Here is a 24,474-nt window from a genome sequence, read left to right on the forward strand (position 1 = left end):
CGGCGGGGCGTGAGCGTATCTCGTCGATCACGGCATTCCTCAGGCGCGCCGGCCGGAAAGGAGCTGGCTGCCGACGAGTTCCCGATAGAAGCCGTCCGCCGCCAGCAGTTCCTCGTGGGTTCCGCTGGCACGCACCCGCCCGCCCTCCAACACCACGATGCGGTCGGCCCCCACCACGGTGGAGAGCCGATGGGCGATCATGACGACCGTGGTCGTCTTCGCCACGGCGGTCATCGTCTCCCGCAGCGCGAGCTCGTTGGCCGCGTCGAGCTGGGAGGTCGCCTCGTCCATCAGCAGGATCCGCGGACGACGCAGCAGGGCACGTGCGATGGCTATCCGCTGACGCTGTCCACCGGAGAGCGTCGTGCCCCGGTGGCCGATCCGCGTTTCGAGACCGTCGGGCAGGTTCGCGACGAACTCGGTGAGCCTCGTCCTGGCCAGCGCGTGTTCCAGCTCCTGTTCGGAGACCTCCTGCGTGGCGTAACACAGGTTTTCCCTGAGCGTGCCGGCCAGAACGGGGGCGTCCTGCTCGACGTAACCGATCTGCTGACGCAGTTCGGCCAGCGGCCACTGCCGCACGTCCTTGCCGTCGAGCGTGACGATCCCCGACGACGGCTCGTAGAAGCGCTCCAGCAGGGAGAAGAGGGTGGTCTTTCCGGCGCCGGACGCGCCCACGACCGCCGTGACCTCGCCGCCGGCGACGGTGAAGCTGACCTCGCGCAGGACGGGCTCCTCGCCGTAGCCGAAGGAGACCTTCTGGAAGGCGGCCGTGGCCTGCCGGTAGACGGGCTTGTCCACCGTGGCCGTGGGCCGCCCCTCCGCCTCGACCGGCAGGTCCTCCACTTCGCGCATGCGACGTACGGCGGCCAGGCCCACCTGCATCTCCGTGGCGCCCTGCACGAGGGTCGCGATCGGCTGGCCCAGGTTGAACAGGTACAGCAGAAACGCCACCAGCGAGGACACGGGGAGATCACCGGACGCGACCCGGGCGGCCCCGGCCCCGAGCACGGTGAGGAAGGCCACCTGGATGGCGAGCCCCGAGGAGACCCGGGCGAGCGCGGCCCACTTCGCCGCGCCGACGGTATGCCGCCACGCCTGGTCGACGGCGGTTCCCAGCCGGGATATCTCGGCGCTCTCCATACCGCTCGCCTTCACGGTGCGGAAGGCGCCGAGCGCCCGTTCCAGAGCCGTCGTGATCTCTCCGACCGACTGCTGCACACCCTGCTGGGCGCGCGAGATCCTGGGCATGGCCAGGCCGACCACTCCCAGAATGAGGATCAGGATGCCCGCGGTGACGGCGAGCAGCGGAAGGTCGAGCAGGGCCATCAGCGTGATGCCGCCGACGAGCATGAGGGCGCCGCTGAGCGGCTCCACCAGGGCTTGCGAGGCGGCGCCGCTCAGAAGCGTCGTGTCGGAGGTCACCCGTGAGATCAGGTCGCCGGGGCGGTCCAGCGCGTCGACCCGTAAACGCATGATCCTCGTGATGAGGTTGCCACGGGCGCGGCACACGACGGACGCCGCCACCCGTTCCAGCAGGTAGGTGCCCCACGCGGCGCAGAGCGCGCTGAGGACGACGAGCCCGACGAGTGCCAGCACCGGGCTCCACGACGTCCCTCCCACGCCGATCGCATCGATGACCTGCTTGGCGACCAGTGGCTGGGCGAGTCCGGCCGCGGTTCCCACGAGGTTCAGGGCACCGCCCGCCAGGAGCGGCCCGCGGTGTGGAAGGCTGTGGCTCGCCAGGAGCCGCCAGGCGGGCAGGCGTGTCCGGATGTCTCCCGTCGTGGCGTTCATCAGCCCATCTCGAATCGGTTGAGGCTTCTCATCGCCGTACGCGAGGCCACCAGGCATCCGGCGACGGCGGTGACCAGCCCGACCAGCCCGAAGGTGGCGAGGGTGCCCACGGGCATCGCCCGTACGGCCGCCGCGACGTCTCCGCCCGCCATGAGGAAGGCCATCCACGCGGTCGCCATCACCCCCAGCAACCAGGCGGGGACGACCGTCAGCACCATCTCGTAGACGACCATCACGATGATCTGCCGCGGGGCCGCGCTGATCTGGCGGAAGGAGTTGAACTCCCCTGCGCGGTCCACCGCGCTCAGCACCAGCGCGCTGACCGCGGCCAACAGGAGGAAGCCGCCCACCAGAACCACGGCGAGGATGCCGATGCTGGAGGTGCCGGCCGCGCGCTCCGCCACGTACCGCTGACGGAACTCCCCCGTCGACTCGACCTTGACCAGTCCGCTCCCTCCGGCGACGTCGTGGAGTCGCGACTGCGCGGCGGGTTCGGCCTGGACCAGGATCCGGTTGTAGGCGGGCGTGGCCACATGGCCCGAGAGGGCACGGCCGGGCAGCAGCAGACCCTCCTGGCCGCCCTTGTCCAGGCCGAAGACGGCCGTGACCGGCAGGACGACCGGGGACGACGCGCCCGTGATGCGTACCTCCACCCGGTCTCCGAGCGAGATGCCACGCTGCTGCGCGTAGGAGTGGCCCACGGCGACTCCCTCGTCGGAGAGTCTGCCCTGCTGGATCTGGAGGTCGAGCAGCCCGTCGACCTTGCCGGTGGTCACGGTCGCGTAGGTGGCGGCGGTGTCCTGGATCCCCCCGGCCGATCCCGTGCGTACGGGCGTGGCCTGAGCCCAGGCGTCCCACAGGCCGACGGTGGCCGTGACACCGGCGATGCCCGCCACCTCCTGCCGGGTCTTCTCACTGAGCCCGATGTAGGCGTCGCGGATCAGCGGCGTCCTGAGGATGTAGTCCGCGCTGATCCGCTCCGCCGCCTCCTCCGTCGTGCTGAGCGTGTAGAGCGGGAGGCTGCTCAGGGCCCACCCCGCGATCGCCACTCCCACAGCGAGCGGTGCCACGACCCCCGCGTACCGGCGGTGCTGGAACCGTACGTTCGCGGCGGCCAGATAGCCGCTGACCGAGGAGAGCGCGGTGATGGGGGCACGGCTGGCCCGGGCCAGTCCGTAGACCACCCAGGAACCGATGAACCCGATGCCGACCATGACCAGCCCGCTCGCCAGCACGCCGTAGACGCCACGCAGGGCGGGCGGCATCAGACCGGTCATGCCAAGGACCTGGACGGTGCCCGCGCCGGCCAGCGCCAGGACACCCACCACGATCTTGAGAGTGCTCTTCCCGGTCTGCTCGGTCACCGCGACGGAGTCGGCAAGAGCCTCCGCGGGCCTGATTCTCAACGCGGTGCGTGCCGTCAGCCAGGCGGCCACCTGGCCGGCCAGGATGGTGGCGACGAGGGCCAGAACCATCGGCTGCGCGCTGTAGCTCACCCGGAACGCCGGGTTGAAGATCTCCCTGGAACGCAGGGCGACAACGAGCAGTTCGGCCATCCCCAGCCCCAGGACACCTCCGACGACTCCGCCGACCAGCGTGAGGATCAGTGCCTCCGCGTGGCAGAGGGACCTGACCTGACCCGGGGTGGCGCCGACCGCCCTGAGCAGGGCGAGCTGCCGGGAACGGCGGCGGATCGACGTGATCAGCGCGCCGCTGATCACGGTGATGGCCATGAGGGCGACGATCGCGGTCAGCATGCTCATGGTCTGTCCGGTCGCCCGGTCGTCGGGCAGGCTTCCCTCCAGTACGCCGCGGTCGGCTCCCGCGGCCACGCGCAGGGTCGGCAGCCCCGCCGGTCCCGGGGCGTCACCCCGGACCGTCTGGCTCAGCAGGGATTCGGCCTCCGCCGCGACCGTCGCGGGGCTGAACCCGGAGTTGACGGAGATCCCCAGCGCGTCCACCCGTCCGGCGCCGCGTCCGGCCAGCTCGGCGGCGCGCTCGTCGGCGAAGAAGAGCGTGCGCTGGTAGGGCAGCGGCCCTGTTGAGGATCCGGGCTCCGCCGTCCCGGCCAGCCGGTAGGTACGGCTCGCGCCGGCCACGAGCACCGGCACCGGCTGTCCGAGAGACACCCCGGCCGCCTCGGCCAGCTCCCGGTCCAGCACCACCTCGTCGGGGCCGGCGGGCCACCGGCCCTCACGGAGAGCGAAGGGGGTGAGTTTCGCGCTCGCCGCGGCGTGACCGAACTGCGCGATTCTCGTGAGCGGAAGCACCGGCTGCCCGTGCCTGTCCAGCACGATCGCGGTGAACGTCAGCTCCGGCACGACCTCGCGGACGGAGGAAAGCCCCCGGACCCGCTTGACCGCTTCCTGGGTGAACAGCCCCGTGCCCCCTCCCGCCACGACGGGGACGGCCGAGTACCGTTCGACCGGTGCCTCCGCGTGCGTCGCCGAGTACTGGATGACGGCGAACGCGTTGATCAGGCCGGACCCGATGGCGATCATCAGGAACGCCCCGAGCAGCACGCCCGGCTGACGCCGCAGCGTGCTCCATGCGATGGACAGCATCAGTCCTCACCTGCCAGACGCGTCATGGTGGCGGCCACCCGCTCGGGGGTGGGCGCCGTCATGACGTCGACGATCCTTCCGTCCACGAGGAAGAGCACCTGGTCGGCGTGGGCGGCGGCGACCGGATCGTGGGTCACCATGATCACGGTCTGGGCGAGTTCGGTGACGGCGTCGCGCAGCACCGACAGCACCGCCTTGCTTGAGGCCTTGTCCAGGGCACCGGTCGGTTCGTCGGCGCAGAGGACGCGTGGCTTGGTGATCAACGCCCGGCAGATGGCCACCCGCTGCTGCTGCCCGCCGGACAGCTCGTGCGGCCGGTGGCTCAGGCGGTTGGCGATGCCGGCGCGACTGGCGAGTTCGTTCATCCAGGCCTGGTCCGTGGCACGGTGCGCCAGCCGGAGGGGGAGCGTGATGTTCTCGGCGGCGGTGAGCGCCGGGATCAGGTTGAAGGCCTGGAAGACGAAGCCGATCAGGTCACGGCGGATGGTCGCCAGCTTCTTCTCCGACATCCCGTTGAGGCGGTGCTCGCCGAGGAGAACCGAGCCGTCGGTGGGTTCGAGCAGTCCCGCCACGCACTGCAGCAAGGTCGTCTTGCCGGAGCCCGAGGGCCCCATCACCGCGGTGAAGGAGCCCGGCGTGAAGGACCACGTCACGTTCTTCAGCGCGGTGACGGTGGTCTCGTTCGCGCCGTAGACGTGACTCACCTGCTCCAGACCCACGGCGGATGAGAGCCGCTGTTCCACGGAGGTCTTCTGCACAGTCATGAGCGGACCGACACTTTCATGGTGATGAAGAAATGAATGATCTCGTCGGGGTTCTCACCGATGGGCTCCCCCTCCGCCTCGACCCACGCGTGGGCCTCGAAGGGGTGGGTGCTCACACCCGCGCACCAGTCCGGCCAGCTGCCCGCCGCCCGGCACATGAGGGCGATCGCGATGGATCGTTCGAGGCAGCGCGGGCCACCGTGCCTGAGGCTCAGGCCCACGATCGCGTTTCTGGCCCGCTCCGCCTCCTCCGCGGTCGCCGCCCTGGCCCCTTTGCTCAGGGAGCGGAGTACGGCGTGCAACCGGTAGGGGGCGCAACGGGCCAGCGGCCAGGCCAGGAGGATGGCGGCCAGCACGACGGGGCGTAGCCGCCAGGGGGGCGCGGTGGCCTGCTGAAGCGCCACCATCTTGGGACTCACCGGGTCACCAGCTTGGCCGCGGCCAGCTTCTCGATCATCTGCTGGACGTCGTCGGCGGCCCGGTCCGCCGCGTCCGGGTACCGTTCACGCAGCACCGCGACCGCCGATTCGAGGTCCCCCTCGGCCATGAGGCACTTCAGCACGATCGCCGCGGTGTCGTTGGTCTGCCAGTATCTGCCGCGGCGGTTGTCCAGAAGGACCGCCCCGGTGTCGGTTTCGGTGAACGTCACATGCGCGGGCAGACGCCAGGCCATCACGGTGCTCCTTCACGGTCGGCTGTGGATCGAAGCCAGAGTTCGACACCCAGCGTGGAGTCGAACGGCATGAACGGCCGTGCGTCCGCGTGCTCTCCGAAGAGGACCGGGCGGATCGCCTCAGGGTCGATGAGACCCATCCTGGCCAGGTGTGAGTCCTCGCACATGGCCCAGAGCTCGTGCCGGTGCCGGCGCAACCCCTCGTAGAAGTCGGTGCTTCCGTCGGCCTTGGTCTGGCGGTCGAGGACATGGGGGACCAGCCCTCGCATCGCGGTGGCGAGGACGGGTTTCATGTGGGTGGGCGAGATCCGGTCCTCAAGGCGGATGGAGAGCGCAGCCTCAAGGACACGGTCATCGGTGTACGGAGCCTCCAGCAGGATGCCGAACTGCTCCGCGATCCGGGAGACTCCGCGGATGATCCAGCCGTTCGCCTGTACGGCGCGGATCATCTCGTGCTGGACCGGCAGGGGGGAGAACGGTTCGGGGCCCGCGGCCGCCGCCTCGCGGATCAACCTGCGCGCGGTCAGCACGGCCTCCTCGGTTGCCCAGGGTGGCATGCGGAGGGACGGTTCCCACCCGGTCTCGTATCCCCAGACCCGCTGGTCGGTGAGCTGGTCGGTGCTCCTGGCCAGCCAGCGGGCGTAGGGCTTGATGGCGGACATCTGGCGCACCGTGGTGGCCAGGTTCCAGCGATATCGTGACGCGGCGGCCCTGATGTGCCGCATGGACCGTCGCGGTTGTTGGCGTGACAGAGAGTGCAGGCAGGTGGTGGTGGCGAAGAACAGCTCGTCGCCCCCCGTTCCCTGCATGTGTCGGGTGGCACCGGTTTCGGCGGCCAGCCGCAGCACGTGCTCGATGCGCGCGCGGGGGCGGGCCAGAGGAGCAGGCCCCTCAAGGTCGAGCCGGGCCTCGGCCAAAGGGGAGTACAGGGCGGGGCCCGTGCCGCGCGGTACGGTCAGATGCCGGGCGTGCGGCAGGTCGGTTCTGCAGAGGTCGGTCCAGTGCTTGTCGTCGTTCAGGCTGCCCGAGGCCTCGTAGTGGACGGTGACCAGCTCACTGCTCTTCCCGGCGGCGAGGAAACACAGGCTGGTGGAGTCCACTCCGCCGGAGAAGTCCGAGCTGAGGACGCCGGTTCCCCGGCTTCTGGCCGTGACCGCGGCGTCCAGGGCCTCGCGGACCTTCACCGCTCCCTCGGCCAGCGGGACCGTGGGCTCGGGAGGCGTCCACCAGGGCACCTGGCGATCGGCGCCGTTGGCGGAGATCTCCAGGTAGCACCCCGGTGTCAGGGCGCGGACGCCCTTCCACATGCTCACCTCGTTCAACGGCCACGGCGCTCCGAACGGGGTGAGCAGGTGTAGCGCCAGACGTTCCTCATCGATCCCGGCCCCCGTGAGCTCGGCCAGACTCTGCGGGCGATCCGCGGCGACGGTGACGCCCATGACGGTGCCGTAGAAGATCTGCCGGGCGGTCGAGATGCTGCCCTGTGCCCTTACCGTGCCGTTCACGGAGCCGATCAGGTGGAACGACCCCGCGATCGAGCTCGCCAGGGCGTCGAGGTCACGTATGGAGCGGACCCGGCGGAGCCGTTCGGCCAGGGCGGTCTCGGTGATGTCCACCGTTCCCAGAAGGGCGACCCTGGCGTGTGCCGACTCAGCCTGGACGATGTCGAAGTCGGGCCACTGGCCCAGAAGCCACGGTCGGCCGGAACGATGCGTCAACACTTTCTCGCCGAGCGCGGTGGGAAGGATACTCCTGATCCTGTCCGCTTCCGGATTGTCGGGAAAAATGATGAATTTCATCCCGGCCTCCTTTTCCGTGTTGGAGACGGTGTCCGGCGGCGCCGCCGCCGGACACCGTCGCGGCTAGTTACTCTTCGAATTAGTCGAAGTAGTAGCCCCAGATGCTGTCGGCCCACTTGCCGCGGTTGGTGAGCTGGGTGAGCTCGGAGAAGTCGCCAACCTCGACCAGAGCCGGAACCTCGTAGACGAAGGTCTTCTCGTTCATGTTTCTTCCTTTCGAAAACGCGTTTCGCGTGTTTTTTAGTTTTAACGGCCGGGGCGTTTTTTGTTTCGCCCCGTCCTTGCTGACATGTGAAACTCTCGCAGGCCCCGTTTCCCGCACGCTTCCTCGTCACTTCTTCGCCCGGCAGACGGCACCCGAGGGCAGGGTGAGGTCGGTCAGGTAGCGCACCGCGTGCTCGACCACGCAGTGGGCGCCCGGCATTCCGCCCAGGTAGATGACGTGACCCGGGCCGTCGTAGCGCACGGTCGCCGAGCCCGGGATGTGCCTGAGCAGGCGGCGGGTCGGCGTGTAGTCGCCCGGGTGGGTTCCCGCTCCGAGGAAGGGGGGAAGCCTCCTCGCGGGCAGTGGCCGGGGCGGATTGGCAAGGGGGACGGTCCAGCCGGTACACGCCAGGTTGGGATAGGACAGGGCACCGAAGTCGGGGGAGAGCCGTTCGAGAAGCCCACGGTTTCCGCGGAGGGCCGGGTAACCGGTCCTGCCCCAGAGGCCGTCCGGGCACTGCAGGGCGAGAACCACCGGCCTGGTCCAGTGCCGCAGGTTTCCGAGGCTCGGCATCGCGAACCCCGAGGCGTCCCCCCGCAGGGCTCCCCGTACGGACGCCGCGAAGGCACGCCAGGAGCTGTCGCCGGCGACACCGGGCAGCAGGAGGACGGGAGCGGAGATCCTGAGGTGCCAGCCGGTGAGCTCGCGCCCGGCGAAGGCCCCCTTCAGCACGGGGACAGGGAACGCGTCGGCCCGGCGGACCAGCCGGCGCCAAAGCGACCTGACGTTCCTGCCGTGCAGTTCGCACGCGGTGGTGGCGGCGCACCAGGAGACGAAACGGTCGAAGGCCTGCTCGGTGCCCGTGAGCCACTCCCTGCCTCTGCCGGTCCACGCGTCAACGTGGTCGGGAACCCCGTCGAGGTAGGCGGCGCGGACGCGCTCGGGGAACAGGCGGGCGTAGGCCGTCATCGGCACCCCGCCGTACGACCTGACGGTGAAGGTGAGCCGGGTCTCGCCGAGGGCTCGGCGGACCGCCTCCATGTCCCTGGCCGCGGAGATCGAGTCGAGGTGGGTGAGCAGGCCGGTGCGATCGTCGCGCCTGCAGGCGGCGACCCCTCTGCTCAGGGCCCTGACCTGTCCGGCGTAGGCGGCATGGTCGCGCGGGTCGGTGAGCGTGGACCAGGTCCGGGTGCACGAGGCGGGAAGAGCCGACAGGGCCACGGCGGTACGCGGGTCGTAGCCGACGACGTCGAACCGCTGACGCAGCGCTTTGTGCAGCTCAGAGGGGCGCTTCAGCGCCTCCGTGCCGCTTTCCCCCGGCCCGCCGGGGACGTCGAACAGGGTGCCGATGCGCCTGTCCGGCGCGAGGGCCGGCAGCTTCATGAGCCGCAGTGCGATCGTCCGGCCCTCTGGACGCGCCCAGTCCACGGGAACCCGCAGACTCGCGCACTGCGCGGCCACGTCGTTCGGGCAGGGCCTCCAGTCGATCATGGGAGCAGTGGAGGCGGGTGTCACCGTGTACAGGGTCGTCGCGGTCATGAGGAAACCGGCGGCCAGCAGTTTCATGGTGCTCTCCATGAAGAAGCCGTGTTCTGCGGACTTCTTCAGGATCGCCGCTGACCTGCGGGGTTTCCTCCCCCTCCAAGAGGGTCCTCGCCCTGGGACCCGAGTCCTACGAGCCGGCCGCTCTGGGGGCCTGGTCCCCCGGCTTCACGAGTCCGGCCTCGTAGGCCAGAATCACCGCCTGGGCCCGGTCGCGTACCCCGGTTTTGGCGAAGAGGCTGGTCACGTGGTTCTTGACGGTCGATCTGGTGACCTTGAGAGCGGCGGAGATCTCGGCGTTCGAGTGGCCGCGGGCGATCAACACCAGCACGTCCTGCTCGCGGTCGGTGACGCCCGTCAGCCTGGGACGGTGGCGTGGCGGCGGTGAGCGGACGAAGTTCTCGATCAGCCTGGTCAGCAGCCGGGGGGCCACCACGGACTCGCCCTCGTGAGCGATCCGTACCGCTCGCACCAGCTCCTCGGGGGGGATCTCCTTGGACACGAAACCGGACGCCCCGGCGTACAGCGCCTCCATGACATGTTCGTCGAGGTCGAAGGTGCTGATCACGACCACCCGGACGCCGGGATGCTCGGCGGTGATGCGCCTGGTGGCGGTGATGCCGTCGACGCCCTTGGGCATGTGGACGTCCATCAGCACCACGTCCGGAGCCGACCGCGCGCACATCCGGCACGCCGCGTCGCCGTCCTCGGCCTCGCCCACCACGACGATGTCCTCCTGGGCCTCAAGGATCATCCCGAAACCCGCCCGGATCAGCGCCTGGTCATCGACGATCAGCACCCTGATCGGCCGGGATGCGTGCACGGACACGGAAACCTCCCTCTGGAACGGACCCGATCTGCAGTTCCCCGCCACAAAGGGTGACACGCTCGGTGATTCCACGCAGGCCGAAGCCGTTCGTCTCCGACGTGTGCTGTACGGCCGGGCCGTCGTCGCTCACCTCCACCTCGACAGCCCCGGGAAGGTAGGCCACCGTGACGGTGGCCGCGGCTCCGGCGGCGTGTTTGCGGGAGTTGGTCAGCGCCTCCTGGACGATCCGGTAGACCGCGTTGTCCACGGTGGCCCCCAGCGGGAACGAATCTCCGGTCACCTCAAGCCGGACCCGCTGCCCGGCGCCCCGTGCCCGCTCCACGAGAGAGGGCAGAAGGGCGACCCCCGTCGCGTGGTCCTCACTCTCGGGTCTGTGCGTCTGCTCGGCGCGCAGCACGTGCAACAGGTGCCGCAGCTCCGCTATGGCGTCGCGACCGTTCCGCTCAGCCGTGGCCAGCGCCGTCTCCGCCCGGTCGGGGTCCTTGCGCAGGATCGTCCGTGCCGCGCCGAGCAGGACGTTCACCGTACTGATGTGGTGGGCCACCACGTCGTGGAGCTCCCGCGCGATACGCGCCCGCTCGGCCCGTACGGCCGTCGCCTCCAGTTCGGACCGTTCACGTTCTCTCAGCTCGTGGCGTAGCCGCACCAGACACCCGAAGGCGACCAGCAGGAAAAGCGGACACAGCAGCAGCGCGGCGACGAGGAAGGCCACGGACAGCTGTCCGTCCGCGTCCCGGTTGAGGATCGGGGAGCCGAGGGCGTGCAGGACAACGAGCGTGCCGCCGTAGACCAGACCGGCGATCACCGCCGCCGTCCAGGAGACGCGGGGCGGAGCGTGCCTGCCGACGGCGTACAGGGCCACCGCCAGCGCCCCGGGCAGCACCGGATGCGATACCAGGAGCTGTGTCGCCAGGGCGCACACGAGGTTGACGACCAGGACCGGGACGGGTTGTGTCCGTCGCCGGAACAGGGCGACCGAGGCCAGACCGCCGATGAGCGCCTGAACGATGAGAGCGGTCCCGCTCGCGCCGGAGGAGGACAGTATCCAGGCGAACAGGATGACCAGGCAGTCCGCGGTCCGGGATCCGCCGAAACGCCTACGCCGCACAGTTCTGCACTCTGCCCCCCTGTGGTTTGGAGATCAATGGCGACCTGTCGAGTCTTCCATCCCGGTGAGAACGCGGCTGACGGCCGCGTCGAGTTCGGTGATCTGATCTTCGGTCAGGGCCCGTTCCCTTGAGTGCGCCAGCACCATCGGAGGGCAGTGATACGTGAACCGCCCACCGCTTTCCATTCCGGAGACCGTGAGCATCCGCGCATCGACGAGGGCCTCGATCCGCCATTCCGCCTCGGCCGGTGAGATCTTCTCCAAACACGAGGCGTCCTGGACCGAGACATCCTGTTTTCCGGAGTAGCCGATCTTCCTGAGCAGCGTCCTGGCCTCAGGGGACAGCGAGAGGTAACCGCTGTCGAGGGCGGCGCGGATGTCGAGGTCGTCATGGCGCAGCTCGGACAGGATTCTGCCGGGGTCCTCCAGACGGGCGGCCAGGGTGGCGATGTCCCAGTGCGGTCTGGCGGCCAGTTTCGCGGCGATGATGTCCACGGCCAGAGGCAGGCCGTCACACAGTTCGATCACCCGATGGGTGGCCTCGGGCTCGGCCGCCAGGCGATGGGCCCCCACACCGTCGGCGAGAAGCGCCCACGCGTCATCGACGGACAGACCGCCCAGCGTGATCTGTACGGCTTCACGCAGCGAGGAGAGGGACGAACGGCTGGTGACGATGAGCGCGCACTCCCGGCAGGCCGGAAGGAACGAGCGGACCTGCGCCGCGCCGGCCACGTTCTCCACCACGATGAGGATGCGCCGACTGGCCAGGAGAGTGCGCAGGCGGCCGTTCTGTTCGTCCTGCCGTTTCGGCACCCTCGTGTCGCCCAGCGCGCGCAGCATGCCGGGCAGCACGTCGTCCGGCTCGGTGTTGTAGAGCTGCCCGTCGGGAAAGAGCTCCGCCGAACCGTGGGCCGCCTCCAGGGCCAGCGTCGTCTTGCCCGAGCCACTGGCTCCGGTGATCGCCACCGTGCGGCTGCCCCGTTCCAGCGCCGTCCGGATCCGCTCCAACTCCCAGGACCGGCCGGTGATCTTCAGAGGGCGGGGCGGGAGCTGCCGGGGAACCGGCGCGTCCTCTGTCGGTACGGGTTCCTGGCGGAGGATCTGCTCGTACAGGTGCCGCAACTCGGGAGAGGGGTCGATGCCCAGCTGTTCGGCGAGCTCCTCACGGAGCCTGGTGAAGGCGGCGATGGCCTCCCCGGTCCTACCGGCCCGGTAACAGGCCGTCATGAGCTGCCAGGAGAAGTGCTCACGCATCGGGTGTTCGCTGGTCAGGCGCCGGATCTCGGGGATCAGGTCGTTGTGGTTGCCGAGGGCCAGGTCGGCTCCGAAGCGCTCCTGGATCGCCGTCAGCCGCCGCTCCTCCCACTCCTCAGCCGCTGCCCTGAACACCTGGCTGTCCAACCCGGCCAGAGCCGGGCCACGCCAGACCTTCAGCGCCTCCTGCAGGAGCCTGACCTTGTCCCGGGGGTGCGCCGCGGTCCTGGCGGACTCGGTCAGGCTCTTGAACCGCCACGCGTCGATCACCTCGGTGGGGGTGCTGAGCAGGTAGGAACCGTCCTGCTCGACGATGAGGACGCCCTGTTGCCGGAGTTCCCCGACCCCTCGGTGGATCTGGTTGCGCGCGCTCTTGACAGGACGCTCGCCGTAGAGCCCGTCCACCAGGGCGTCCATGCTCACCAACTGGCCCGGGGAGAGAAGCAGCCGGGCCATGACCGTCCTCGCCCGTCTTGTGGAGAGCCTGACCTCCCCGTCCTCCTTCCACAACGCCACGGCTCCCAGGAAGCCGAAGCGCGTCGCCCTGCCGGTGGACCGGCTCGTCCTCGCGCGTGTCCGCTCCGCTGACCGACCGCCCGCCTCTCGCACCATGTCTCGCCTCCTGCCGGTGGCAACCCTTTCAGGTTCCATGATGAGCAGGCGGCTGTCATGGCTCTATCGCCGTTCTATCGCGGGTGGCTCGTCCGGGCGAGTAAGGCGCGGGATAGGGCCGCAAAGGACTTTCTCTCTACGTTCCTGCTGTCGCAGTCAGCGAGTTCAACCGAGGCGAAAGGCCGTAACCATGCCGGTCAGGAAATTGGTCATCACCACCATCGTCACCGCCGCCACCCTGCTTTATGCCGCGACCGCCGCCTGCGCCGGCCCTCTTCCGTCGGTTTCCCTGGTCGACACCCCCTGGGACTGATCTCCCACCGTGCTCGGGAGGACCGAGGCGGCGCGTTCGAGAGGCGCTTCGGAGTTCGCCGTGGACGGGGTTTTCGGAAGCGCTTTCCGTTCGACGACCGGCCGGTGCGGGCCGGACGTCACATGAAGTCCTTGCAGCGTGTCTGTTTTCCACCCGGTACGGTCACCCGCACGTCGTTCACCTTCATGTGGTTCCTGGTGGCCGTGGCGGTGGCGATCGTGCAGACGAGCTGTCCCGTGGCCAGCCGCGAGAGGTGGCCGACCGTCGGAAACGACCGCGGCTCCAGACCGGCCCGGTCCTCCGGCTTTTCCACCAGGTCGAGGTCGAGGGTCGACAACCGGCGGTCCGGTATCGCCGGAACGCCCTTGCTCCGTGGCTGGATCGTCGGTGTCAGGCGTTTCCTCATCTTCGAACCGCTCGTGTCCAGCGTGAACCCGTGGTCGCTCACCTTGACGGCCAGGCCATCGGGCAGCCGGGTGCCGAGGGAGAGTTCCCGCTCCCGATCGGTCGGCCCTCCGAGCAGCAGTTCGACGGCCTCGGAGGCCCCGAACGGAGCGTCGGGACGGCTGACCAGGATGAGATCGCCGTCCCGCACGAAGTACAGGGGAGTGCCCTGGATGAAACCACGGGCGGGTTCTCCGGCGCCGATCACTTCGCTGGGACCGATGCCGCAGGCCGTACAGGCCATGAGAAGTACCGCGCAGATCGTGAGAAGGGGGGCTCTCATGTGCGTTTCCTCGGCAGGGTGAGGGTGAAGACGGCGCCAGGGCCGGGGGCGACGGTCAGGTCGCCGCCGTGCAGGAGGGCGTTCTCGCGGGCGATGGCCAGGCCGAGGCCGCTGCCCTCCGAGCGGGCACGGGCGGCGTCGGCCTTGTAGAAGCGTTCGAAGACGTACGGAAGGACGTCGGCGGAAAGGCCGGGGCCATGGTCGGAGACCCCGACCGTCGCGATGTCGTCGGTCGCGCGCACCCGGACGGTGACGGGCGGTTCGCCGTGCCGCAGCGCGTTGCCGACGAGGTTGGCGATGATGACGTCCACGCGGCGTGGGTCGAGGGGGACGACGATGTCCGGCGGCAGGTCCACGACGACCTCGGAGCCCCAGCCGCGTGAGCGCAGGCAGGCGGCCACGGCGGCGCCGACGTCCACGTCGTTGAGGTTGAGGACGGCGGCGCCCGCGTCGAAGCGGGAGATCTCCATCAGGTCGTCGACGAGCCTGGTGAGCCGGAAGATCTCGGCGCTCACCAGCCGGGCGGCGGTTCCGGCGTTGGGGTCGAGCCGGTCGGCTCCGGCCTCCAGGACGTCGGTGACGGCGGTCGCGGCGGCCAGCGGGGTGCGCAGTTCGTGGGAGACGTCGGCGACGAACCGCCGTGACCTGGCCTCCATCTCACGCAGCTCGCCGACGGAGTGCTCCAGTGCGGCGGCGGTCGCGTTGAACTGCCCGGCAAGCCGGGCCAGCTCGTCGCCGCCCCGCACCGGCAGGCGGGTCTCAAGCCGCCCCTCACCCAGCCGGCGGGCCGCGCGGTCCAGGTCGGCGACCGGGCGCAGCACGCCACGCGCGGCCAGCAGTCCGGCCAGCACCGCCAGCAGCACGGCGGGCAGCGTGGCGGTCTGGGCGGCGCGCAGTACGGCCGTCTCGTCGGTGGCGGTCTGCGAGAGCGATTCGACGAGATAGACGGTGATACCCGATGGTTCGCCGCCCGCGCCGAACATGACCCTGCTGCCGCCCACGAGGTACGGCACGCCTTCGTCCACCACCCGCTGCCAGACCAGTTCGTCCCGCCGCAGGACTCTCGCACGCAGTTCACCGGTGATGCGGTTGTCGGAGGGGACCTCGCCGTCCCTGACCACGTACACGTCGCGGTTGCCGACCTCCAGGTCCTCGGCCAGCTGGTCGAGGACCTCGTCGTTCGCGGGCAGTGCGACGTCACGCGAGAGCAGCAGCACCCGGTACCTGAAGTCCTTCAGCAGCCGGTTCTGCGCTCCGGCCAGCAGGTTGTTCTGCGCCTTGTAGTAGGTCAGCCCGGCGGCCCCGACCGCGCTCAGCCCGCCGACCAGCACGAACGTGATGACCAGCCGGGCCCGTAGTCCTCGCAGCCAGGTCATACCGGCCCGAAGCGGTAACCGAACCCGCGCACGGTCTGCACGTATCTCGGCTCGCCCGGCACGTCCTCGATCTTGGAACGCAGCCGCTGCACACACGCGTCGACCAGCCGCGAGTCGCCCAGGTAGTCGTGGTCCCACACCGACTCAAGCAGCTGTTGCCTGCTGAAGACCTGCCCGGGCACGGCCGACAGGTGCAGCAGCAGGCGCAGCTCCATCGGCGGCAGCGCGATCCGCCGCCCGTCCCTGTTCACGGTCAGGGAGGCGCGGTCGATGCGCAGCGTGTCGTAGGTCTCGACCGGAGAGGGCACACTCTCCGTACGGCGCAGCACCGCCCTGATCCGGGCCTCAAGCACCTGGGGTCTCACCGGTTTGATCACGTAGTCGTCCGCCCCGGCCTCAAGACCGCCGACCACGTCGAAGTCGTCGCCCCGCGCGCTGAGCATGATGATGGAGGTCGAGGTGGTCGCGCGGATGCGGCGGCAGACCTCGAACCCATCGATACCGGGCAGCATGAGGTCGAGCACCACCACGTCGGCGGCGAAGTGCGCCAGCAGCGCCAGTCCTTCCTCCCCGGACGCCGCCGACTCGACCTCGTGGTCCCTGCCCTTGAGGGCGATCGTCAGGGCGTTTCTGACGCTCGGGTCATCCTCGACCAGCAACACGCGTGCCATGCGTTCCAGTATCGACGGCCATGACTTGCGATTTGTCCGGTCTCGGAAGCTATTACACGTTCATGACATGGTGTGGACAGGTCGCTCATATGGACGGGCCAAGGTGATGGGCAGTCAACCGACCCATTGGAGAGAACCGTGTTGATCACCAAACGGCGTCTCGCCGTACTGGCCGTCCTTCCCACACTGGCGCTGAGTACGGCGTGCGGGGTACAGAGCTTCGCCAGCACGGCGAACTCCGGCGCGAAGGCCGCCACCTCCGCCGAGCCCGCCACGGCTCCCTCCGCCGCTCCGGCCACGTTGAGCTGGCACGAGGCCGCGGTGAAGTTCGCCGGATGCATGCGCGAGAACAAGATCAAGATCCCGGACCCGGCCAAGGGCCAGGACCTCGACACCAGCGCCGTGACCGACAGCACCCAGGCCCAGCTCACCGCCGCCATGAAGGCGTGCAAGGAGTGGGACTGGGTGATCCTCGGCGGCGGGCCGACGACCCCCGAGGAGGACGCCAAGTTCGCCACGTGGGCCAAGTGCCTGCGGGAGAACGGCGTCTGGCAGCCCATCGAAACGGACGAGCAGAAGCCCGCCGACTTCCAGGAGGTCAAGCCCAAGTCGGACGCCTGGGAGAAGGCCCAGAAGAAGTGCGCCCCGCTGGCCCCGCCCGCGCCGTACGAGGAGAAGTAGGGCGTGTCTCCGTCGTGAGACGGAGTCCGTGACGGCGCCGCGCGGCCAGGGGATATCAGGGGACGCGTCCTGTCCTCGCGGGGGTGGGGACAGGACGCGTGAGCCTCTGGCAGCGTCGCGAGCCGACAGACCGGGTGGTCACTCCACCCGGTCTGTCCGGTTGTCACGGCGGGCCGCGGTCACCGGTAGTGCGACGGGACGACGGGTCAGCCCCTCACTCCACTCGACCTGTTCGGCCGGTACGGCCAGGCGCAACCCCGGCCGCCGGGTCGCCAGCGCCCTGAGGGCCTCGGTGAGTTCGACCCTGGCCAGCGCGGCGGCCAGGCAGCGGTGCGGGCCGTACCCGAAGGCCAGGTGCGGATGCGGCGGCTGCGTTTCGAAGCGGTGGATGTCGAACCGTCCCGGTTCGGGAAAGGCGCGGGGGTCGTGGTTGGCGGCGTTGAGGTCGGGCATCACGACGCTCCCCGCCTTCAGCACGCCGCAGGAGAGTTCGACGTCCTCGGTCAGCCGGCGCATGAACGCGCTGGCGGGCGGCCCGTCGTAACGCAGGATCTCTTCGGCCGCGGTCGCCGCGAGCTCCGGCCGGGCGACCAGTTCGTCCCACTGCCCACGATGGAGCATGAGACGGAAGACCCCCTTGGACACCATCGAGGCGGTGGTCTCGTGCCCCGCCGTGATCAGCGCGAACACGGTGTTGACCAGCTCACCCTCGCTCAGCCGGTCCTCCTCGTCACGGGCCTGCACGAGCAGGTCGATGAGGTCGTCACCGGGTTCGGCGCGGTGGCGGGCCACCAGTTCCCGGGCGTAGGCCATGAACTCGGTGTAGCCCTGGTACCGGGCCTGTTCGGTGGCGGTCGAGGTGGTGAGGAACATGTCCGTCCAGGCCACGAACCGGTCGTAGTCGTCATAGGGGACACCCAGCAACCGGCAGATGACCCGGCCGGGCAACCGCACCGCGAACGCCTCGACCAGGTCGAACTCCTCGCCGACCCCGTCGAGCAGCTCACCGGCGATCGCCGCGACCCACGGCCGCCACGATTCGGTACGGCGGGGCGTGAATGCTCCGTACATGATCCGCCGGTAGCGGGTGTGCTCCGGCGGGTCCTGGTTGATCAGCGCGTCGGGGTCGTCGTCGATGCCCACGCCGCTCACCAGCCGGGGCAGGCCGGGAAGGCGCAGGTTACGGCTTGAGGCCGCCGAGCCGAGCAGGGTCCGGACGTCCTCGTATCTGACGGCGACCGGCACCATGTCCCCGCTCGGCATGACGGCCGGATCGAGCGGCCCCTCCTCGTGGCGTCGCGCGTACTCGGGTGACGGGGTGCCCAGCGGCCCGGGGACGATGTCGTTCGGAATGTCGTTCGGAATGTCGTTCGGGATGGAATCGGTGGCCATGGTGCCCCTCTCGGCTCCGGGCGCCACAGCGACGACCCTCCCGGAACGTACGCATACCACCGTTTACGGTCAATGCTTAACTTCCTCCGAAAACCGAATTTTCCTCGTTTGCTGGATTAACCGGTCATTCTTTTCTGGGAGGCGGTCTGTCGGTTCCGTTGCCTAAGCTTCCCGGCCATGACCTTCACGACCCCTGACCCTCCGATCGATCTCGTCGAGAGGTTCCCCTGGATGAACGCCTACGCCAGGACGGCCGTCCGGCTTCATCCACGCCCGGGAAAGCCGACCATCCATGACAGTCACATCGGAGGGCCATTGATCTGGCCGGTCGCCGAACCGTGGCCCGCCTGTGACCGGGTCGTCCAAATACAGGTCGCGCCCTTTGGGCAGCCCGGTTGGCTGGATCGGCGCGATCACCTTCCCGAGAGCCCGGTGCCCATGGTCGGGGTCGCGCAGTTCTACGCGCGTGACATTCCCGAGATCCCTTTTCCGGAGGGCAAAGACCTGCTCCAGGTGCTGTGGTGTCCCAATGACCACGACATGGAAGACATCGTTGGACCCGCCCCACTACTGGTCTGGCGTCGAAGCGACGATCTCGTCGATGTGCTCGCGGAACCGCCCATGCGACACCACACCACCCCTGACCATCCAGTAGTCCCCAGACGATCACATGGGCCGCGATGAGGGAGTACACGGCGCCCGTCCACGACTCCTTCGGCATGGTCGCCGTCGGCAAGGAGCCGGGCCGAACGAGCGGAAGGTTGACTTTCGCACATCATTCACGTTTATTAGCACATGTGGAGGGTTCGAATCGGCTGCTGGAGATTATCTCCTGGTTGCGTACGGCGGAGCGGGTCACGGTCGGCGAGCTGGCCGAGCGGACCGGCTGTTCGGAGATGACCATCCGCCGTGACCTCGACCAGCTCGCCGAGCAGGGGGTGTTGCGCCGGGTGCGCGGCGGCGCGGTGAGCCTGATGCTGCGCGGGGAGGCGCCGCCGTTCGCGGTGCGTGAGCGCGAGGCCGTGGACGTCAAGCGGCGGATCGCCGCCAAGATCGACGAGCTGGTTGCCGACGGGGAGTCCGTCGTGCTGGACAGCGGGACGACCGTGCTGCGCGTCGCCCGCGCGCTGGCCGGCCGGAGGATCACCGCGATGCCCCTCGACCTCCACTCGGTGAACGCGCTGAGCGGCGCGGCCGAGGTGAGACTGCTGGTGCCCGGCGGGCAGGTCCTGCCCAGGACGTCGTCGTTCACCGGGCACCTGACCGAGATGTCGCTGCGCGCCCTGCGGGTGGACACCGTGATCCTCGGGGTGTGCGGGCTTTCCGCAGGGCACGGGCTGACGGCCCACGACCTGGCCGAGGTGCCGGTCAAGCAGGCCGCGATCGCCGCGGCGCAGCGGAAGATCGCGGTGTGCGACGCCTCGAAGTTCGGCATGACCGGGCTCGGCCATGTCTGCCCGATCGGCGAGCTGGACGCGGTCGTCACGGACGACGGCGCCCCGCCGGGAGAGATCGGGAAGATCGAAGCCGCCGGGGTCGAGGTGATCCTGGTTTGACCATGACGTTTGACCACGACAGGGGGAACGATGGGGCAGCGCTACGAGGCGGTCGTGTTCGATCTCGGCGGGGTGGTCGTCGACTGGAACCCCCGGCATCTCTACCGCAAGCTCATCGAGGACCAGGACCGGATGGAGTGGTTCCTCACCGAGGTCTGCCACGGCCCGTGGAACGCCGAGCAGGATCGCGGCCGTCCCTTCGCCGAAGGCGTCAGGGAGGCCGTGGAACGCCATCCCGACCACCGGGAGCTGATCGAGGCCTACTGGAGCAGGTGGCCGGAGATGCTCGACGGCCTCGTCCCGGGCACGTCGGAGATCCTGGCCGAGGTCCAGCGGGCGGGGACGGCGATGTACGCGATCACGAACTGGTCGGCCGAGACGTACCCGCTGGCCGTGGACCGCTATCCGGTCCTGAAGGTCTTCAGGGACATCGTCGTCTCAGGAGAGCTGAAGATGATCAAGCCGGATCCGGAGATCTACCGGTACGCGCTCGATCGTTTCGGCCTCTCTCCCGAGCGGGCGCTGTTCGTCGACGACAGCCCGGCGAACGTCAGGGGCGCCGAAGCCGTCGGCATGGGCGCGATCCTCTTCACCGACGCCGCGGCCCTGCGTGGTGAGCTGGAGCGGTACGGCCTGCTCTGAACCCCGGTGACCGGGGAACATACCCCCGAGAGCGCAAGGGGGGTGCCTGATGGAGATCCTGAGGCGACCACCGACCACGAAGCTGCCCGCCGCGTGTTTCACCGGCGACGTCTGGGCGGACGTGGTCTACCGGGGCGATCACATGCGGGCCAACATGGTCCGCTTCGCCCCGGGAGCCCGTACGGCGTGGCACTCGCACGGCCTGGGCCAGACCCTGCTCATCGTCGAGGGGGTCGCGCTGATCCAGGCACGCAAGGGCGGGATCATCGAGGCCCGTCCCGGCGACGTCGTCCACACCCCGCCGGGTGAGGAACACTGGCACGGCGCGGCTCCGGACCGGTTCATGTCCCATCTCGCGCTGTGGGAGGACGACGACGTCTCCTGGCGCGAACACGTCAGCGACACCGAGTACAGCGGCCCCCGGACCGGCTCCCGGGGGTGAACGGCCTGCTCAGAGGTCCGGTGGATTCCCGCCGACCGCGTGCAGGGCGTCGATGTAGCCGTCCCCGACGTCGAACCTGGTGATGTCCGTGGTCCGGTACTTGCAACAGTCGTATCCCCAGACCGCCCGGGGGCTGATCTCCTGGAGCCGCAGGTTCTTCTGCTTCGTGACCCCGTGGGCGCGGCCGATATAACAGACGTCCGGGTCGATCTTCTCGGTGTATACGCTCACCAGGGGAAACGCCCTGGTCAGCGTGTCGATCAGACCGGTCGTCGTGTCGAGGTCGATGCCCGGCGACGTCCGGGGACGCTCCTCACGCAGCCGGAGGGCCCGGTGGGCGACCCGCGCGGCCTTCCAGTTGGAACGTGTCGCGTGCTCGACGTTGCGGAGCCGTACGACCGAGTGGCCGTCGAGGTGGAACCCGGCGGAGATGGTGTGGAGCAGTACCCACTTGCGTCCGAGCCCGACCACGTAGGCGTCGAGCCGGTCGGCGCCGTCGATGTCGCGAATGATCCGCACAGGTTTGCCGGATTCCAGCGCGCGCCGTAGACCTTCGACTGCCTGATGTGTGGCCATGATCAAGGATTGTCGTGGTTCACGGAGCGATGTTCAGCTGGTTTTCCGTGGGGTCAGGCGCCTTCGGGGGGTGGGGTCCTGGTCATGCCCCGGGGCATCAGGAGGAAGACCTTGTGCGACAGGCGGTCCAGGGCGCCGCCCCTGCCGAAGACCAGACCCGCCGCGAAGTCCACGAACTGCCTGGCCTCGCTGTCCGGCAGCCCGGTGAGGTCCATCACCACGGGGTTGCCGGTGCGGAAGTAGTGGCCGACGTGGAGGGCCTCTTTGTAGTCCTTCGGGCACAGTTTGATCACGGAGTTGGTTTTTCCCGTGTCAGGACATGGTCAAGCCTTCACATTGCGGGGGTACGGAGTCCTCACTCCCAGGTGTCGGGCGGGTCGATGACCAGGTCCTCGACGCGTGGCAGCGGGGCCGGGTCGCCGTCGCTGGAGTAGACCTCCAGGTGGGACAGGCGCCCGTGCCTGACGAAGAGGAGAACGCCGTCGTCGCGCCCACGCACGTAGGCGGAGGAGACCAGCTCCTTGCCCAGGGTGGGAGGCTCGTCCTCGGTGCGGAAGTCGATCGTCGCGCATCCGCACCCGCAGTTTCTGGTCACGACCACCGAGGGCACCTGTCTCCTGAGGTCTTCCGCACCCGGGAAGTCCCGGGCGAGAAGGGCCAGGATCACGGCCCGCTCATCGGCGGACAGAGGACGTTCGCTGGGCGACACATCGTCAATATATCGAACCGGCCGCATCTGACATATGCGTGATGATTTTTTGTGACCTTTCTCGCCGGGCTGAACGGCCCGTGGACGGCTTTCCCCGGGGCAGGCCGGGCGGAAAACACGAAAGTGTGTCCGTTTCGTATTTCTATGGTAACGAGACTTGTGTCACGCATTGAAACTCTGCCATGGAGTCGGCTATTTCGGGGAATGCCCGGCAGGAAAGCGGCCGGTCAGCGGATTCGCCGCAGCGTCAGCCACCAGGACGCCGCCGCGGCCACCAGGCCCAGCAGGATCGACCCGACCACCAGCCCGTACGGCAGGCCGATCGCCTGCGGGACGACGATCATGATGATGAACACGGCCATCAGCAGCTTCGCCCAGCCGTACGCGGAGGCCTGGCCCTCGTCGCGGCTGCGGATCCAGCGGGGGAGCCGGTTGGTCGCCAGCACGTACAGCCCGAGCGCTCCGGTCGCGAAGGCGAACAGCGTCGCGATCCCGGTGTGCACATTCATCAGGCCCGGCCTCCGTCACTGGTCGTCGGCATGAGAATCGGCTGCGCGGCAAGGCATACGATCTCACAATATTCGTGACATACCGGCGATGCCACAGAGTTGACTGATGATTTGCGAGATGGGGGTGCGATAGGCCGTCTTCAGCGATTTATCGGGATGGTTGCCCATTTTCCGCCCAGGCTGTGAAAGCCTTTACGGTGCTTTTCCTGGGCTTTTCTGGGTTTAAGAGCTGAAGCCGGGAAGAGGAGAACGGATCCCATGCGGAACGGTCAGCCCTGCATGAGGAACGACGTCGGCACGGAGCTGGGGTCCGGGGCCGTCGAGGGGACGTACGAGGGAACGGCGGACGGATCGGCAGGGGAGCCGTAGGAAGGGGTCGCGGACGGATCAGTCGGGGCGCCGTAGGAGGGACTGGGCGAAGGGGTCGCAGAAGGGGCGGCGGAGGGGTCCGAGGCCCTGCCGCAGCCGCCGGCGGTCCGTCGTTCCTGGGCCAGCTGGTCCACGGTCTTGGTCCGGTAGTCGGTCTCCTGCTGCGCGGGAGGCGTGTACCGCCACTCGCCGCCCTCGAAGACGAAGCCGAACTCGCTCTGGTCCCCGGGTCCGGTCGCCTGCACCGTGGCGTGGTCGCCCTCGACCGCGACGCTGGAGATGGTGAACCGGCCGTCCTGGACGAGGGGCGGGCAGAGCTGGAACAGCCTGACGTAGTCCTCCCGTTTGATCACTGTCTGCGACTGGGTGCTCCACAGGTCCCAGAAGTCGCCGTAGGACCCGCTTGAGTAGGTGTCGAGCGCGAGCTGGGCGGCCTGTCGCGCCGACGACTCGGAGCGTTCGGCCCCCTGGGTGGGGAAGGTGTCCTTCGGCGTCGAGACGGGGTTGAGCACCATCACCAGCGCGATGGTCGCCGCGATGAGCACGCCGATGACCATGGTCAGGATGGCCGCGACGCCCCGGCCCGTCTCGCCCCGCTGTGGCCTGCCGTACTGTGGCGGCGGGTGGGCCACGCGAAACCTCCGGGGGGCCGATGGGACCGGTATGGAACGGGCGGTACGGCACAGTCGCGACTAAATCGATCTTAACCCCCGAATCCGGAGCCACCCCAGCCGACATAATGCCCACGTGTGGCAAACGATCGGTACGGCGGCCGTCGTCTTCGCCGGGACGAACGTGGACGACATCGTCATCCTGACCGTACTGTTCCTGGCGGCGAGAGCGAAGGCCACTCCCAGGCCGTGGAAGATCGTCGCGGGGCAGTACACCGGCATCGCGGCGCTGGTGGCCGTGTCCGCCGTCGCGGCGCTCGGACTGACCGTGGTTCCGGACCGGTGGGTCGGGCTGCTGGGGCTGGTGCCGTTCGGCCTGGGGGTGCGGGGACTCCTGGCGAAGGCGGACGACGAGCGGCCGGTCGCCTCCGGGGTGGCCTCGATCGCCGGGGTGACCATCGCCAACGGCGCCGACAACATCTCGGTCTACACCCCGCTGTTCCGTACGGCCGGCACCGCGGCGAGCCTCGTCACGGTCGCGGTCTTCGCGGTGCTCGTGGCGCTCTGGTGTGTCACGGCCTCCTGGCTCGGCTCCCACGGAAGGGTCATCGACCTGGTCGACCGGTGGGGGCGGTGGCTCGTCCCCGTGATCTTCATGGTGATCGGTGTGACCATCCTGGCGGGCACGCTCTTTAGCGAATAATGCACCATTCGTCCGAATTTGCACGGCCTCGAATGGGGAATAGTTCCACATGC

27 protein-coding genes are annotated in these 24,474 nt (G+C 69.0%); 7 read left to right on the top strand and 20 right to left on the bottom strand.

Annotated elements, in window-relative coordinates; translation table 11 throughout:
* Positions 1-39: 39 nt before the first annotated feature.
* The 11 genes from ABZ463_RS37225 to ABZ463_RS37275 form a co-directional block, all read right to left on the bottom strand.
* Entirely contained in the window at positions 40-1,794 is a 1,755-nt protein-coding gene (locus ABZ463_RS37225; protein ID WP_362783950.1) for an ABC transporter ATP-binding protein, read from the bottom strand.
* A complete protein-coding gene (locus tag ABZ463_RS37230) occupies positions 1,794-4,358 on the bottom strand; it encodes an ABC transporter permease (protein ID WP_362783952.1) in 2,565 nt (854 codons plus the stop codon). The genes ABZ463_RS37225 and ABZ463_RS37230 overlap by 1 nt, the downstream gene beginning before the upstream one ends.
* Positions 4,358-5,122 carry an ABC transporter ATP-binding protein gene (locus ABZ463_RS37235; RefSeq protein WP_352014868.1) on the bottom strand — a complete coding sequence of 255 codons (765 nt, stop codon included), beginning with the start codon at positions 5,120-5,122 and terminating at the stop codon, positions 4,358-4,360. The genes ABZ463_RS37230 and ABZ463_RS37235 overlap by 1 nt, the downstream gene beginning before the upstream one ends.
* On the bottom strand, positions 5,119-5,541 hold the full coding sequence (locus ABZ463_RS37240; protein ID WP_352014867.1) for a lasso peptide biosynthesis B2 protein: 423 nt from the start codon (positions 5,539-5,541) through the stop codon (positions 5,119-5,121). The genes ABZ463_RS37235 and ABZ463_RS37240 overlap by 4 nt, the downstream gene beginning before the upstream one ends.
* Entirely contained in the window at positions 5,538-5,795 is a 258-nt protein-coding gene (locus ABZ463_RS37245; RefSeq protein WP_352014866.1) for a lasso peptide biosynthesis PqqD family chaperone, read from the bottom strand. Before ABZ463_RS37245 ends, ABZ463_RS37240 begins: the two co-directional genes overlap by 4 nt.
* Positions 5,795-7,594: an asparagine synthase-related protein gene (locus ABZ463_RS37250; RefSeq protein WP_362783957.1), complete on the bottom strand. Its 1,800-nt coding sequence runs from the start codon at positions 7,592-7,594 to the stop codon at positions 5,795-5,797. Before ABZ463_RS37250 ends, ABZ463_RS37245 begins: the two co-directional genes overlap by 1 nt.
* A gap of 79 nt (positions 7,595-7,673) precedes the next feature.
* Positions 7,674-7,799 carry a lasso RiPP family leader peptide-containing protein gene (locus tag ABZ463_RS37255; RefSeq protein WP_352002374.1) on the bottom strand — a complete coding sequence of 42 codons (126 nt, stop codon included), beginning with the start codon at positions 7,797-7,799 and terminating at the stop codon, positions 7,674-7,676.
* A gap of 126 nt (positions 7,800-7,925) precedes the next feature.
* Positions 7,926-9,365: an alpha/beta fold hydrolase gene (locus tag ABZ463_RS37260; RefSeq protein ID WP_362783960.1), complete on the bottom strand. Its 1,440-nt coding sequence runs from the start codon at positions 9,363-9,365 to the stop codon at positions 7,926-7,928.
* A 106-nt stretch (positions 9,366-9,471) separates the two neighbouring features.
* On the bottom strand, positions 9,472-10,170 hold the full coding sequence (locus ABZ463_RS37265; RefSeq protein ID WP_352014863.1) for a response regulator transcription factor: 699 nt from the start codon (positions 10,168-10,170) through the stop codon (positions 9,472-9,474).
* The gene (locus tag ABZ463_RS37270; protein WP_352014862.1) at positions 10,124-11,278 is read right to left on the bottom strand and encodes a sensor histidine kinase; all 1,155 of its coding nucleotides are present in this window, start codon (positions 11,276-11,278) and stop codon (positions 10,124-10,126) included. The genes ABZ463_RS37265 and ABZ463_RS37270 overlap by 47 nt, the downstream gene beginning before the upstream one ends.
* Before the next feature lie 33 nt (positions 11,279-11,311).
* A complete protein-coding gene (locus tag ABZ463_RS37275; RefSeq protein WP_362783964.1) occupies positions 11,312-13,144 on the bottom strand; it encodes a BTAD domain-containing putative transcriptional regulator in 1,833 nt (610 codons plus the stop codon).
* A gap of 190 nt (positions 13,145-13,334) precedes the next feature.
* Here ABZ463_RS37275 and ABZ463_RS37280 point away from each other — a divergent pair, with 190 nt between their 5' ends.
* Positions 13,335-13,457 carry a hypothetical protein gene (locus ABZ463_RS37280; RefSeq protein WP_362783966.1) on the top strand — a complete coding sequence of 41 codons (123 nt, stop codon included), beginning with the start codon at positions 13,335-13,337 and terminating at the stop codon, positions 13,455-13,457.
* Between the two features lie 118 nt (positions 13,458-13,575).
* On the opposite strand, the gene ABZ463_RS37285 is transcribed toward ABZ463_RS37280, so the two are convergent.
* From ABZ463_RS37285 to ABZ463_RS37295, 3 genes are read right to left on the bottom strand one after another with little or no spacing between them, the layout of a single operon-like run.
* Entirely contained in the window at positions 13,576-14,184 is a 609-nt protein-coding gene (locus ABZ463_RS37285) for a hypothetical protein (RefSeq protein ID WP_362783969.1), read from the bottom strand.
* Entirely contained in the window at positions 14,181-15,560 is a 1,380-nt protein-coding gene (locus ABZ463_RS37290; RefSeq protein WP_362783972.1) for a HAMP domain-containing sensor histidine kinase, read from the bottom strand. Before ABZ463_RS37290 ends, ABZ463_RS37285 begins: the two co-directional genes overlap by 4 nt.
* Positions 15,557-16,231, bottom strand: coding sequence for a response regulator transcription factor (locus ABZ463_RS37295; protein WP_352014858.1), 675 nt, complete (start codon positions 16,229-16,231; stop codon positions 15,557-15,559). Before ABZ463_RS37295 ends, ABZ463_RS37290 begins: the two co-directional genes overlap by 4 nt.
* Positions 16,232-16,369: 138 nt before the next feature.
* On the opposite strand from ABZ463_RS37295, the gene ABZ463_RS37300 reads away from it, so the two are divergent.
* Complete coding sequence (locus ABZ463_RS37300) at positions 16,370-16,912, top strand: hypothetical protein (protein WP_362783976.1); 543 nt, start codon at positions 16,370-16,372, stop codon at positions 16,910-16,912.
* Between the two features lie 138 nt (positions 16,913-17,050).
* On the opposite strand, the gene ABZ463_RS37305 is transcribed toward ABZ463_RS37300, so the two are convergent.
* On the bottom strand, positions 17,051-18,304 hold the full coding sequence (locus ABZ463_RS37305; protein WP_362783978.1) for a cytochrome P450: 1,254 nt from the start codon (positions 18,302-18,304) through the stop codon (positions 17,051-17,053).
* 177 nt (positions 18,305-18,481) lie between these two features.
* On the opposite strand from ABZ463_RS37305, the gene ABZ463_RS37310 reads away from it, so the two are divergent.
* The 4 genes from ABZ463_RS37310 (at position 18,482) to ABZ463_RS37325 (ending at position 20,944) form a co-directional block, all read left to right on the top strand.
* Positions 18,482-18,988, top strand: a complete 507-nt coding sequence (locus ABZ463_RS37310) for a hypothetical protein (RefSeq protein ID WP_362783981.1) — start codon at positions 18,482-18,484, stop codon at positions 18,986-18,988.
* A 113-nt stretch (positions 18,989-19,101) separates the two neighbouring features.
* Positions 19,102-19,860: a DeoR/GlpR family DNA-binding transcription regulator gene (locus ABZ463_RS37315; protein WP_352014854.1), complete on the top strand. Its 759-nt coding sequence runs from the start codon at positions 19,102-19,104 to the stop codon at positions 19,858-19,860.
* A gap of 30 nt (positions 19,861-19,890) precedes the next feature.
* Complete coding sequence (locus tag ABZ463_RS37320) at positions 19,891-20,502, top strand: HAD family phosphatase (protein ID WP_362783985.1); 612 nt, start codon at positions 19,891-19,893, stop codon at positions 20,500-20,502.
* Between the two features lie 49 nt (positions 20,503-20,551).
* Positions 20,552-20,944 carry a cupin domain-containing protein gene (locus ABZ463_RS37325; RefSeq protein WP_352014852.1) on the top strand — a complete coding sequence of 131 codons (393 nt, stop codon included), beginning with the start codon at positions 20,552-20,554 and terminating at the stop codon, positions 20,942-20,944.
* A 9-nt stretch (positions 20,945-20,953) separates the two neighbouring features.
* Here the strand turns inward: ABZ463_RS37325 and ABZ463_RS37330 are convergent, their stop codons facing one another.
* The 5 genes from ABZ463_RS37330 to ABZ463_RS37350 form a co-directional block, all read right to left on the bottom strand.
* Positions 20,954-21,520: a hypothetical protein gene (locus tag ABZ463_RS37330; RefSeq protein ID WP_362783988.1), complete on the bottom strand. Its 567-nt coding sequence runs from the start codon at positions 21,518-21,520 to the stop codon at positions 20,954-20,956.
* 53 nt (positions 21,521-21,573) lie between these two features.
* A complete protein-coding gene (locus ABZ463_RS37335; RefSeq protein WP_352014850.1) occupies positions 21,574-21,813 on the bottom strand; it encodes a cell division protein SepF in 240 nt (79 codons plus the stop codon).
* A gap of 62 nt (positions 21,814-21,875) precedes the next feature.
* Entirely contained in the window at positions 21,876-22,229 is a 354-nt protein-coding gene (locus ABZ463_RS37340; RefSeq protein ID WP_352014849.1) for a hypothetical protein, read from the bottom strand.
* 227 nt (positions 22,230-22,456) lie between these two features.
* On the bottom strand, positions 22,457-22,738 hold the full coding sequence (locus ABZ463_RS37345; protein ID WP_352014848.1) for a hypothetical protein: 282 nt from the start codon (positions 22,736-22,738) through the stop codon (positions 22,457-22,459).
* Positions 22,739-23,007: 269 nt separating this feature from the next.
* Positions 23,008-23,739, bottom strand: coding sequence for a hypothetical protein (locus ABZ463_RS37350; RefSeq protein ID WP_362783993.1), 732 nt, complete (start codon positions 23,737-23,739; stop codon positions 23,008-23,010).
* A gap of 115 nt (positions 23,740-23,854) precedes the next feature.
* Between ABZ463_RS37350 and ABZ463_RS37355 the strand changes: the two genes are divergently transcribed.
* A complete protein-coding gene (locus ABZ463_RS37355) occupies positions 23,855-24,421 on the top strand; it encodes a cadmium resistance transporter (protein WP_362783996.1) in 567 nt (188 codons plus the stop codon).
* The last annotated feature ends 53 nt before the right edge of the window (positions 24,422-24,474 follow it).

The sequence above is a fragment of the Streptosporangium sp. NPDC020145 genome (genome assembly GCF_040631275.1).
Taxonomy (GTDB): Bacteria; Actinomycetota; Actinomycetes; order Streptosporangiales; family Streptosporangiaceae; genus Streptosporangium.

Excerpts from the sequence above, each read along its gene's own strand:
- ABZ463_RS37225 (WP_362783950.1), bottom strand. The coding sequence starts at position 1,794 with ATGAACGCCACGACGGGAGACATCCGGACACGCCTGCCCGCCTGGCGG.
- ABZ463_RS37230 (WP_362783952.1), bottom strand. The coding sequence starts at position 4,358 with ATGCTGTCCATCGCATGGAGCACGCTGCGGCGTCAGCCGGGCGTGCTG.
- ABZ463_RS37235 (WP_352014868.1), bottom strand. The coding sequence starts at position 5,122 with ATGACTGTGCAGAAGACCTCCGTGGAACAGCGGCTCTCATCCGCCGTG.
- ABZ463_RS37245 (WP_352014866.1), bottom strand. The coding sequence starts at position 5,795 with ATGGCCTGGCGTCTGCCCGCGCATGTGACGTTCACCGAAACCGACACC.
- ABZ463_RS37250 (WP_362783957.1), bottom strand. The coding sequence starts at position 7,594 with ATGAAATTCATCATTTTTCCCGACAATCCGGAAGCGGACAGGATCAGG.
- ABZ463_RS37255 (WP_352002374.1), bottom strand. The coding sequence starts at position 7,799 with ATGAACGAGAAGACCTTCGTCTACGAGGTTCCGGCTCTGGTCGAGGTT.
- ABZ463_RS37260 (WP_362783960.1), bottom strand. The coding sequence starts at position 9,365 with ATGAAACTGCTGGCCGCCGGTTTCCTCATGACCGCGACGACCCTGTAC.
- ABZ463_RS37275 (WP_362783964.1), bottom strand. The coding sequence starts at position 13,144 with ATGGTGCGAGAGGCGGGCGGTCGGTCAGCGGAGCGGACACGCGCGAGG.
- ABZ463_RS37280 (WP_362783966.1), top strand. The coding sequence starts at position 13,335 with ATGCCGGTCAGGAAATTGGTCATCACCACCATCGTCACCGCCGCCACC.
- ABZ463_RS37285 (WP_362783969.1), bottom strand. The coding sequence starts at position 14,184 with ATGAGAGCCCCCCTTCTCACGATCTGCGCGGTACTTCTCATGGCCTGT.
- ABZ463_RS37290 (WP_362783972.1), bottom strand. The coding sequence starts at position 15,560 with ATGACCTGGCTGCGAGGACTACGGGCCCGGCTGGTCATCACGTTCGTG.
- ABZ463_RS37295 (WP_352014858.1), bottom strand. The coding sequence starts at position 16,231 with ATGGCACGCGTGTTGCTGGTCGAGGATGACCCGAGCGTCAGAAACGCC.
- ABZ463_RS37305 (WP_362783978.1), bottom strand. The coding sequence starts at position 18,304 with ATGGCCACCGATTCCATCCCGAACGACATTCCGAACGACATTCCGAAC.
- ABZ463_RS37310 (WP_362783981.1), top strand. The coding sequence starts at position 18,482 with ATGACCTTCACGACCCCTGACCCTCCGATCGATCTCGTCGAGAGGTTC.
- ABZ463_RS37320 (WP_362783985.1), top strand. The coding sequence starts at position 19,891 with ATGGGGCAGCGCTACGAGGCGGTCGTGTTCGATCTCGGCGGGGTGGTC.
- ABZ463_RS37325 (WP_352014852.1), top strand. The coding sequence starts at position 20,552 with ATGGAGATCCTGAGGCGACCACCGACCACGAAGCTGCCCGCCGCGTGT.
- ABZ463_RS37330 (WP_362783988.1), bottom strand. The coding sequence starts at position 21,520 with ATGGCCACACATCAGGCAGTCGAAGGTCTACGGCGCGCGCTGGAATCC.
- ABZ463_RS37345 (WP_352014848.1), bottom strand. The coding sequence starts at position 22,738 with ATGAATGTGCACACCGGGATCGCGACGCTGTTCGCCTTCGCGACCGGA.